The following is a 9,075-nucleotide window of genomic DNA, read 5'->3' as shown; positions in this document are numbered from 1 at the left end:
AGACGCCGTCCAGAACTTTTTCGATCGCTTCCGCCGACGGGTCGAGCCCGAAACCATGGGCCTCATTGGCGCCCGCGAACACCAGGTTCAGTCCGTTGGCGCCGTTTTCGAGGTCGTGCAGCGCCTGCGCGTTGGCAAGGGTGGCATCCGGATGGTCGATCCGCTGCATGATCTGCCAAGGGGCTGCCGCTGGCCTGCCTGCGACCGGCGCGGCACCGCGCGCCCGCGGATAGATCGGGTCGATCTTCAGGCCATCATAGGTCTTGCCGACCAGCTTCTCGAACGGCGCGCCCTTCAGCACGCCATCGACCAGCTTGCGCCAGTCGTCATAGGTCGCCGGCGCGAAATCCGCTGCCAGCCGCAGGTCGTCGGTTACAGATGTCATTTACGCAGATCGCTCCCAAGCGCCGTTACCTGTTGGCCGGAAGTTGCCACGTGGCGGTGGCCAAGCCAAACGGTTGTTTTTGGTCCCTTTTGCTCAATTTAGGTCGGGCAGCCGCTCGATTCCAGCGCTGGAGATCTCCGTCAGCGCTGCCGCAACGCCGCGTCCCGCAATAACACGATCGGGAACAATCTCCGCCAGCGGCACCAGGACGAAAGCCCGCTCGAACCACCGGGGGTGCGGCAACGTCAGTTCCGGCTTCTGGATCGAAATGTCGTCATAAGCGATCAGGTCGAGGTCGAGGGTGCGCGGACCCCAGCGCGTTTCCCTGGCGCGATCGCGGCCAAACTTATGTTCGATCTTGTGCAGCGTGAACAGCAGCGCATGGGGATCGAGACTGGTCTCGATCTCGATGCAGGCATTGATGAAACGCGCCTGCCGCTCGTCACCCCAGGGCGGCGTGGCGTAATCGGACGACCGCGCCAGCAATGCCGCCTGCGTCATGCCGCAGATATTGGCGATCGCCTTCTGGAATGTGGCTCTGGTGTCGCCGACATTGCCGCCGAGCGCGATCAGGACGTCAGCCATGCGAGGTCGCTTGCCGCTTGCGGATCAGGACCACGCCGACATCCTCGAAGATCGCGGCGATCGGGGCATGCGGCTTGTGCACGGTGACCTTGATGGCGCTGACGCGGGGAAACGCCGACAGGATGGCTTCGGCGACGGCGCCGGCCGCGCGTTCCAGCAGCTTGTAATTGGCGTTCTTGAAGGCCGCGGTCGCGGTCGCCACCACGTTGGAATAGGACACGGTATCGGCCAGGCGATCGGTTCGCGAGGATTCCGACAGATCCGCGGACAGTTCGAGATCGATGACAAAACGCTGCCCGACCTCGGTCTCATGCTCCATCACGCCATGGCGGGCATGGATGACGACGCCGGTGATGAAGATGGTATCGGTCATCGTCTGTCCCCGATTGCCGCGGCTACCCGCAGCGCCTGTACGGTTTCCGCCACGTCGTGGGTCCGGATGATCCGGGCGCCGCCTTTGGCCGCAATCAGATGCGCCGCGATCGAGCCGCCCAGCCGCTGCTGCGGCTCCGACGGGCTGACCGAACTGATAAAGCGCTTGCGCGACGCGCCGACCAGCAGCGGCAGGCCGAATGCAGCGAGTTCGTCGAGCCGCGCCAGCGCCGTCATGCTCTGCTCCGGGGTCTTGCCGAAGCCGATGCCGGGGTCGAGGACAATGCTTTCACGCGAAATACCGGCCTTGTCGGCGATCTCGAGCGAGCGGGTGAAGAAATCCGCCATATCCTTCATGATGTCGAGGTCGGCCTTGACCCGATCACGGTTGTGCATGACGATGACAGGCGAATGGCGTTCCGCCACGAGCCTCGCCATGTCGGGGTCGCGCTGCAGGCCCCAGACGTCGTTGGCGAGCGATGCACCTGCATCGAGCGCCCAGGCGACCACGGCCGATTTCATACTGTCGATGGAGACGGGAATACCGAGCGACACCACGGCGCCCAGGATCGGCCGCAGGCGCTGCAATTCTTCGTCCGCGGTGACGGGTTGCGCGCCGTAGGGCCGGGTGGATTCCGCGCCGATGTCGATGATGTCGGCGCCTTCGGCGATCATGCGGCGGGCCTGCGCCAGCGCGCGCTCCGGCACGATGAACTGTCCGCCGTCGGAAAACGAGTCCGGTGTGATGTTCAGGATCCCCATCACGGCAGGAGTGGGCCGCGACAGCAGCGCCCGCAGCACCTGACGATCTGCCGGGGTAGCGGCCGGGGCGGGTCTGGACGTGGTCGCGATCATGCGGTCGCTTTGCGCGGTCCATGCATGGGAGTCAAGACACTGCGGGCGCCGCCGGAGCCATCCAGAGCGGGGAGATCGGCGGCAGTCAGTAGGTGATTTTGGGCTGAAGCTTGCGGGCCTGCGCGATCAGCTGTTCGACCGACTTTTCCGAAGGCAGGATCCGGACGAGCTTGCGCTTGGTATTCACGTCTCGCATGTTTTGTGCCAGCCGCGCCGGGTTGCGCAGAGCGAGTTCGCGAACCGTGGTGACGCCGGCGGCGCGTACCAGCCCGACCTTGGCCCTGCCCATGCCGGGAATCCGCATGTAATCGGACACATTGGCCCATTCGAGCAACTGCTGCTCGCTGATGCCGGTCTTGTCCGCGAGCGCCTTGCGCCCCTTGACCGTGCGGGCGGCTTCGAGCAGCCCGGCGGTGGTGCGTATGCCAAGCGATTTCAGTTTCGAAGCGGCGAACGCTGGCAGGCCGTCAATCTCGGAGATGGGATATGTCATGATACTCGATGTCAAAAAGGTGCTTTAAGCGAACTGGCTGAGGCCCGGTGTCCCTGCGATGATCTCGCCCATCTGATCCGCTCCGATTTTGTCGCGGCCAAACCGGAAAAGTTCACGCGCGATGTTCTGAATTTCGCCCATACCCAAACCAAGTCCCATCAACTTGGTTCCCAGCGCCATCAGGCCGCCGCCCATCAACCTCGCAAGACCGCCGCTGTTGCTCGAGGCCGCGATAGCGGCTTCCGCGCCGGGAATCTGGTCAATCAATGCCTGAACCTTGTCGGTAGGGCCCTCGTTGCGGAGGAATCCCAGGATGATGCCAATGGTTTTTTCAGCCACAGCTTCATCAATGCCGGCCTTTGCAGCCAGCTGCCCAATCAGCTCGTCCATATTGCCCCGCCCTCGACCCGTTACTTGCCGGGTCCTTGCTTGTGAATTTATCTTGATCTTGTGCGGTACGAATTACAAGCGATCCCGCATTCGAAAGCCATTTTCATCCTAGATCGCGTCGCGAGTGTTGCAGCATTGCAAGAGTGAGTGTGGAATTTGCGGAGATTTGTCGCCGGTCCGGCAGCTCCGCTACAACTTTCGTCCACCGATTGAACGACACCGGTCGATCTCATCTCGAAGAACCGGGGGCTTCCAATCCCCGTGGAAAGGGCGGTGGACGGTTTCAATCGGCCTGCAAGATGCAGTATGATAGTGACGTATGGCGGCTGAAACCCTTGTTTGAAGCCTTGGGTAGGCGCGCGAAGAGGCGATGCAATGGCTACGTCCGAAACCAAGATGGCCGATACCGGCGACAGGATTTTCATCGGCAAGAGCGAACAGCCGGCGTGGCTGACGCTGGGGCTTGCCAACCGCCACGGTCTCGTCACCGGTGCCACCGGAACTGGCAAGACCGTCACGCTGCAGGTGATGGCTGAGGGATTTGCGCGCGCGGGCGTCCCGGTGTTCGCCGCCGACATCAAGGGCGACCTCTCGGGCATCGCCGAAGTCGGTGAGGCCAAGGACTTTATCCTCAAGCGGGCCTCTGAAATGGGCCTTGCGTTCCAGCCCGACCAGTTTTCGACGGTGTTTTGGGACGTGTTCGGCGAGCAGGGCCATCCGGTGCGCGCCACGGTCACCGAAATGGGGCCGCTGCTGTTGTCGAGGATGCTCGACCTCAACGACGTGCAGGAGGGTGTCCTGAACGTCGCATTCCGCGTCGCGGATGAAAACGGGCTGACGCTTATCGACCTGAAGGATCTCCGCTCGCTGCTCGATGCGATCGTTCCCGCCGGCAAGAAGGCCGCCGATGCCGACGAGGAAGCGCTGGCGCCGATCCGCAAGGCGGCGCAGGCCTTCGGCAACGTCACCAAGGCCACGGTCGGAACCATCCAGCGCCAGCTGCTGGTGCTGGAGAACCAGGGCGCGAGCCAATTCTTCGGCGAGCCGGCGCTGATGCTGAAAGATTTCATGAAGACCGACAGCGACGGTCGCGGCCTGGTCAATATTATGGTCGCCGACAAGCTGATGCAGAGCCCGCGCCTCTATTCGACGTTCCTGCTCTGGATGTTGTCGGAACTGTTCGAGGAACTGCCGGAGGTCGGCGATCTGCCGAAGCCGAAACTGGTGTTCTTCTTCGACGAGGCGCATCTGCTGTTCACCGATGCGCCGAAGGCGCTGCTGGACAAGATCGAGCAGGTCGTGCGCCTGATCCGTTCCAAGGGCGTCGGCGTCTATTTCGTCACGCAGAATCCGATCGACGTGCCCGACAAGGTGCTGGCCCAGTTGGGCAACCGCGTGCAGCATGCATTGCGGGCCTTCACCCCGCGCGACCAGAAGGCGGTCGCAGCTGCCGCGCAGACCTTCCGGCCCAATCCTAAGCTCGACACCGCCAAGGTCATTACGGAACTGGGCAAGGGCGAGGCGCTGGTGTCGTTCCTGGAAGGCAACGGCACGCCGGCGATGGTCGAGCGCGTCATGATCCGGCCGCCGACGGGGCGGATGGGGCCGATCACGCCGGAGGAGCGCAAGGCGATCATGGGCAAGAGCCCGGTGAAGGGCAAATACGACACCACCGTCGATGCCGAGTCCGCCTATGAGATGCTGCAGAAGCGTGTTGCCGGGACGGCCGCGCCTGCCGAAGGCTCCGCCGCTCCGGCCGCCGCCGGCGGCGGGGGAATTCTCGCCCAGCTCGGCGCGATCGTCGGGACGATTTTCGGCACGGACGCCAAGCGGGGAAAATTGTCGACCGGTCAGGTGGTGGCGCGAAGCGTTGCGCGTACGGTCACCAACCAGGTGGCCGGCAGCGTCGCTGCCAGTGTCGGTAAATCCCTTGGCGGCGCGATGGGCAGTTCGGTCGGCCGCGCGCTGGTGCGCGGCGCGCTTGGCGGGCTGCTGCGGCGATAGGGTTCGTTGCTGCGACGCGATCTGGCTGCGATTTTCCGGGAAAGCTACAGTGTGCTGAGATATCCGTCGTTGCGAGCGCCGCTCGATATTCTGTTTCTGGTGTGCTGCATCGCGCTGACGGCTGACGTGCTGGTTCCGGAGATCTGGGGCAACGGCAAGACCAAGGACTATCCGCTTTGGTTCTGGGCCGGGCAGCAGGTGCTGGCGGGCGGGGATCTCTACCCCAGCCATCCCAACGCCACTTTCGACTTCATCTATCCGCCGCTGTCGGCGGTGCTGCTGGCGATCCCAAGCTATTTCGGCAAAATACCGCTCTATATATGCCTGTCGTTCTTCAACGCGGTGGCGTGGTGGATGACCGCGCAGTTCTCGCACGCGATGGCGGGCTCCGGCCGGACGCCCGGCCCCTGGCTGTTCGCGCTGCCGGGCTTCGTCACCATCACCTTCGTGTTCGACATGTTCGATCTCGGCCAGCCGAACCTGGTTCTGCTGGCCCTGATGCTGTTCGGCTTCTGGCTGCTGCAGCATGGCCGGCCGTGGATGGCGGGAAGCATGTTTGCGCTGGCCACCGCCATCAAGGTTTTCCCGGTGGCGGTGTTTCCCTATCTGATCTGGCGCCGGCAATGGGCGGCGGTCGCGGGCATGGTGGTGTTCCTGGGCGTGTTCCTGTTCGTGCTGCCGGCGCCGTTTCGCGGCACCCAGCACAACGTCGCGGAGTTGAAGACATGGTACCAGGGCATGGTGGGGTCGAGCTCGGAGAAGGGCTTTGGCCAGCGCGACGAGCAGAACTGGTCTTGGGTCAATCAATCCATCATCGCGATGACGCATCGGCTGACGCGGCCGGTGAACTACAATCAGGATGATCCGAGCAAGCCGCCGCGCACCATGAATTGGGTCGATCTCGATTTCAAGACAGCCAACTGGATCGTGCTGGCGATATCGTTCCTGATCGGCGCGGGATTCCTCGCGGTGATGCCGTCGCGCGCGCGGATGACGCCACGGTCGACCGCCGAGGAACTCGGCATTCTGTTCTGCCTCATGACGGTAGCCTCGCCGCTGGCCCGGCAATATTATTTCATGTGGCTGTTCTTTCCTGCCACCGTCCTGATCCATCGGGCGGCCTATGATCCCCGCGCGGCGGTCCGGGCCGGCACATGGGCCGCGCTGGCATTCGCCGGCGGCCTGATGCTCCTGTCGTTTCCGGTGTTTCCGAACGATCTGCAGGCCTGGGGCAACAATCTCGCTTCCGCCGCGGTGATCACGGGAGGGTTGGTCTGGCATATCCTGCATCCGCCGCCGGATGCCGTTGCCTTGTCTCCGGCGGCCGGCGGGCTACAAGCCATCATCCAAGAGCAACCCAGCTAGTCCAGGGAAGATCGCAATGTCCAACGCGGCGCAACTTCAACCGGTCCTCGATCGCATCGATGCGGATTTCAACAACAGTCTGGAGCGGCTGTTTGCGCTGCTGCGGATCAAGTCGATCTCGGCCGATCCCGCCTTCGCCGGCGATTGCAAGGCGGCGGCCGACCATCTTGCCGCCGATATCGCGACGCTCGGTTTTAAGACCGAGGTCAGGCCGACCGCCGGCCATCCCGCCATCGTCGCCAGGACCAACGGAGCCACCGCAAAGAGAGCGAAGGACTTGCCGCATGTGCTGTTCTACGGTCACTACGACGTGCAGCCGGTCGATCCGCTCAATCTCTGGCACCGTCCGCCGTTCGAACCTGTCGTCACCGACCATGCCGACGGGCGCAAGATCATCGTCGCGCGCGGCGCCCAGGACGACAAGGGCCAGTTAATGACCTTCGTCGAAGCCTGCCGCGCCTGGAAATCCGTCACCGGTTCGCTGCCGGTCGACGTCACGATCGTGATCGAGGGCGAAGAAGAAGTCGGATCGAAGAATTTCGTGCCGTTTCTCGAGGCCAACAAGGCGGACCTTGCGGCCGACTTCGCGCTGGTCTGCGACACCGGCATGTGGGATTCGGACACGCCGGCGATCACCACCTCGTTGCGCGGGCTGGTCTACGACGAAGTCAGGATCAAGGCCGCCAGCCGCGACCTGCATTCCGGCATCTTCGGCGGCGGCGCGCAAAACCCGATCCGGGTGCTCACGCGTATTCTCGGCGGCCTGCATGACGAAGCCGGCCGCATCATCATCCCCGGCTTCTACGACGGCGTGAAGGACCTGCCGCCGGCGATCCTGGCGCAATGGAAGGATCTGAATCTCACGCCGGATTCCTTTCTGAAGCCGATCGGCCTTTCGCTTCCCGCCGGCGAAAACGACCGACTGCTGATCGAACAGGTCTCGTCACGCCCGACCTGCGACATCAACGGCATCATCGGCGGCTACACCGGCGAGGGCTCCAAGACGGTGATCCCCGCGGAAGCTTCCGCCAAGGTTTCGTTTCGGCTGGTGGAGGGACAGCAGCCCGACAGAATTCGAAAAGCGTTTCGCGATTACGTTACGGCGCGGCTGCCTGGAGATTGCAGCGCGGAATTCATCGACCATTCCAATGCACCCGCCATCGCGCTCGACTGGAACATGAAGCCGCTCGCGGCCGCCAAACGCGCCTTGACCGAGGAGTGGGGCAAGGAAGCGCTGCTGATCGGCTCCGGCGCCTCGATCCCGATCGTCGCAGATTTCAAGCGCACCCTCGGGCTCGACACCGTTCTGGTGGGCTTTGGGCTCGACGACGACAACATCCATTCGCCGAACGAGAAGTACGACCTGAAGAGTTTTCACAAGGGCATCCGCTCATGGGCGCGCATTCTCGGCGCATTCGCGGAGGCGCCGCGGTAAGGTTGGCGTTTCGCTCGTGCCCCAAACAAAAACGCCGCCCGGAATTGGGCGGCGTTTGGATTCGCAGTGCAGAGGTTGTTGACGGCTACCCTACACGAAACCGCAGAAATTTCAATCCTTGTAGCCCGGATCCAGCCGGTCGACCTTGCGCAGCAGCGCCGGCCACACCAGCATGGTCGAGCGCAGTTCGATCCGGTCGGGATCGGCGAACAGGGCCGCGTTCTTGTCGACCACGGCCTGTTCGACCGGATAGGCGGTCGGCCCCAGCATGCGGGTGCGCACCTGCATGGTGCAGGCCCGCTCCAGATGGAACATGCGTTCGAAGGCGGAAGCGACCGAGCGGCCGACGGTCAGCGTGCCGTGATTGCGCAGCAGCATGTGGTTCTTGTTGCCGAGGTCCTTTTGCAGGCGCGGGCGTTCGTCGTGGTCGAGCGCGATGCCTTCATAATCGTGATAGGCGAGATCGTGGGTCACGAGCTGCGCGGTCTGGTTCATCGGCAGCAAGCCTTCCATCGAGCTCGCCACCGCGGTGCCGTCAGGCGTATGCAGATGCAGCACGCAGCCGGCGTCCTCGCGTACCTCGTGGATCGCCGAATGGATGGTGAAGCCCGCCGGGTTGATGCTGTACGGGCTCTTGCTGAGCTGATTGCCGTCGAGGTCGACCTTTACCAGGCTGGACGCGGTGATCTCGTCGAACATCAGGCCGTAGGGATTGATCAGGAAGTGGTGCTCCGGCCCCGGCACGCGGGCGGAGATATGGGTGTCGACCAGATCGTCCCAGCCGTAATGCGCGATCAGGCGATAGCAGGCGGCGAGGTTGACCCGCTGGCCCCATTCCGCGTCCGTCATGTCGGACGGTACTTGCTTCAGGCGAGCTTCCGCTGGCGACATGGCTGCATTCTCCCACATGATCTGAACGGCTGATTTTCAACGCAAGCCTATCGAAGCGCATGTTGCGCAGCAAGGCGCGGGGCCAGCGTGGCAGTTATGCCGTTTGACGACGGCCGCTGAACGGTCCTACGGCGCGGGAATCGCCAGCAGATCCGAAATGCTCTGGCCGCGGATGTCGTAGACGCGGGCGAATACCACGTCGTCGCGCTTGATTTCCACCATGACCGGGGCGGTGAGGCCCTTGCAGTAGAATTCGCCCAGCGTCATCGCGAAGTCGGCGGCACCGGAGTCCCAGCCGAT

General features: G+C 63.4%; 10 protein-coding genes. 3 read left to right on the top strand and 7 right to left on the bottom strand.

Features of this window, described 5'->3' with window-relative positions:
* The 6 genes from Q8N40_RS14265 to Q8N40_RS14240 all read right to left on the bottom strand — a co-directional run.
* A partial coding sequence (locus Q8N40_RS14265; protein ID WP_305712278.1) for a methylmalonyl-CoA mutase family protein occupies window positions 1-385 on the bottom strand: 385 nt, incomplete at its 3' end.
* Between the two features lie 93 nt (window positions 386-478).
* Window positions 479-970, bottom strand: coding sequence for a 2-amino-4-hydroxy-6-hydroxymethyldihydropteridine diphosphokinase (folK, locus tag Q8N40_RS14260; RefSeq protein ID WP_305712277.1), 492 nt, complete (start codon window positions 968-970; stop codon window positions 479-481).
* Window positions 963-1,343 (bottom strand): dihydroneopterin aldolase, encoded by a 381-nt coding sequence (gene folB / locus Q8N40_RS14255; protein WP_305712276.1) that lies wholly within the window; start codon window positions 1,341-1,343, stop codon window positions 963-965. Before folB ends, folK begins: the two co-directional genes overlap by 8 nt.
* Window positions 1,340-2,197, bottom strand: coding sequence for a dihydropteroate synthase (gene folP / locus Q8N40_RS14250; RefSeq protein WP_305712275.1), 858 nt, complete (start codon window positions 2,195-2,197; stop codon window positions 1,340-1,342). The genes folB and folP overlap by 4 nt, the downstream gene beginning before the upstream one ends.
* Before the next feature lie 85 nt (window positions 2,198-2,282).
* On the bottom strand, window positions 2,283-2,690 hold the full coding sequence (locus Q8N40_RS14245; RefSeq protein WP_304746097.1) for a DUF4332 domain-containing protein: 408 nt from the start codon (window positions 2,688-2,690) through the stop codon (window positions 2,283-2,285).
* Between the two features lie 24 nt (window positions 2,691-2,714).
* Window positions 2,715-3,080, bottom strand: a complete 366-nt coding sequence (locus tag Q8N40_RS14240) for a DUF2267 domain-containing protein (RefSeq protein WP_305319641.1) — start codon at window positions 3,078-3,080, stop codon at window positions 2,715-2,717.
* A 375-nt stretch (window positions 3,081-3,455) separates the two neighbouring features.
* On the opposite strand from Q8N40_RS14240, the gene Q8N40_RS14235 reads away from it, so the two are divergent.
* The 3 genes from Q8N40_RS14235 to Q8N40_RS14225 are packed head-to-tail and all read left to right on the top strand — an operon-like array spanning window position 3,456 to window position 7,884.
* On the top strand, window positions 3,456-5,084 hold the full coding sequence (locus Q8N40_RS14235) for a helicase HerA-like domain-containing protein (RefSeq protein WP_305712274.1): 1,629 nt from the start codon (window positions 3,456-3,458) through the stop codon (window positions 5,082-5,084).
* Between the two features lie 51 nt (window positions 5,085-5,135).
* Window positions 5,136-6,449 carry a glycosyltransferase family 87 protein gene (locus Q8N40_RS14230; protein WP_305712273.1) on the top strand — a complete coding sequence of 438 codons (1,314 nt, stop codon included), beginning with the start codon at window positions 5,136-5,138 and terminating at the stop codon, window positions 6,447-6,449.
* 16 nt (window positions 6,450-6,465) lie between these two features.
* Window positions 6,466-7,884: a M20/M25/M40 family metallo-hydrolase gene (locus Q8N40_RS14225; protein ID WP_305712272.1), complete on the top strand. Its 1,419-nt coding sequence runs from the start codon at window positions 6,466-6,468 to the stop codon at window positions 7,882-7,884.
* 111 nt (window positions 7,885-7,995) lie between these two features.
* Here Q8N40_RS14225 and Q8N40_RS14220 read toward each other — a convergent pair whose 3' ends face one another.
* Entirely contained in the window at window positions 7,996-8,775 is a 780-nt protein-coding gene (locus tag Q8N40_RS14220; RefSeq protein WP_305712271.1) for a class II aldolase/adducin family protein, read from the bottom strand.
* Between the last annotated feature and the right edge of the window lie 300 nt (window positions 8,776-9,075).

This window comes from Bradyrhizobium sp. (genome assembly GCF_030693485.1).
Lineage (GTDB): Bacteria > Pseudomonadota > Alphaproteobacteria > Rhizobiales > Xanthobacteraceae > Bradyrhizobium.
This window is presented reverse-complemented; position numbering and strand designations above follow the sequence as displayed.

Coding starts and splice junctions, on each gene's coding strand:
- folK (WP_305712277.1), bottom strand. CDS start 970: ATGGCTGACGTCCTGATCGCGCTCGGCGGCAATGTCGGCGACACCAGA.
- folB (WP_305712276.1), bottom strand. CDS start 1,343: ATGACCGATACCATCTTCATCACCGGCGTCGTCATCCATGCCCGCCAT.
- folP (WP_305712275.1), bottom strand. CDS start 2,197: ATGATCGCGACCACGTCCAGACCCGCCCCGGCCGCTACCCCGGCAGAT.
- Q8N40_RS14245 (WP_304746097.1), bottom strand. CDS start 2,690: ATGACATATCCCATCTCCGAGATTGACGGCCTGCCAGCGTTCGCCGCT.
- Q8N40_RS14240 (WP_305319641.1), bottom strand. CDS start 3,080: ATGGACGAGCTGATTGGGCAGCTGGCTGCAAAGGCCGGCATTGATGAA.
- Q8N40_RS14235 (WP_305712274.1), top strand. CDS start 3,456: ATGGCTACGTCCGAAACCAAGATGGCCGATACCGGCGACAGGATTTTC.
- Q8N40_RS14225 (WP_305712272.1), top strand. CDS start 6,466: ATGTCCAACGCGGCGCAACTTCAACCGGTCCTCGATCGCATCGATGCG.
- Q8N40_RS14220 (WP_305712271.1), bottom strand. CDS start 8,775: ATGTCGCCAGCGGAAGCTCGCCTGAAGCAAGTACCGTCCGACATGACG.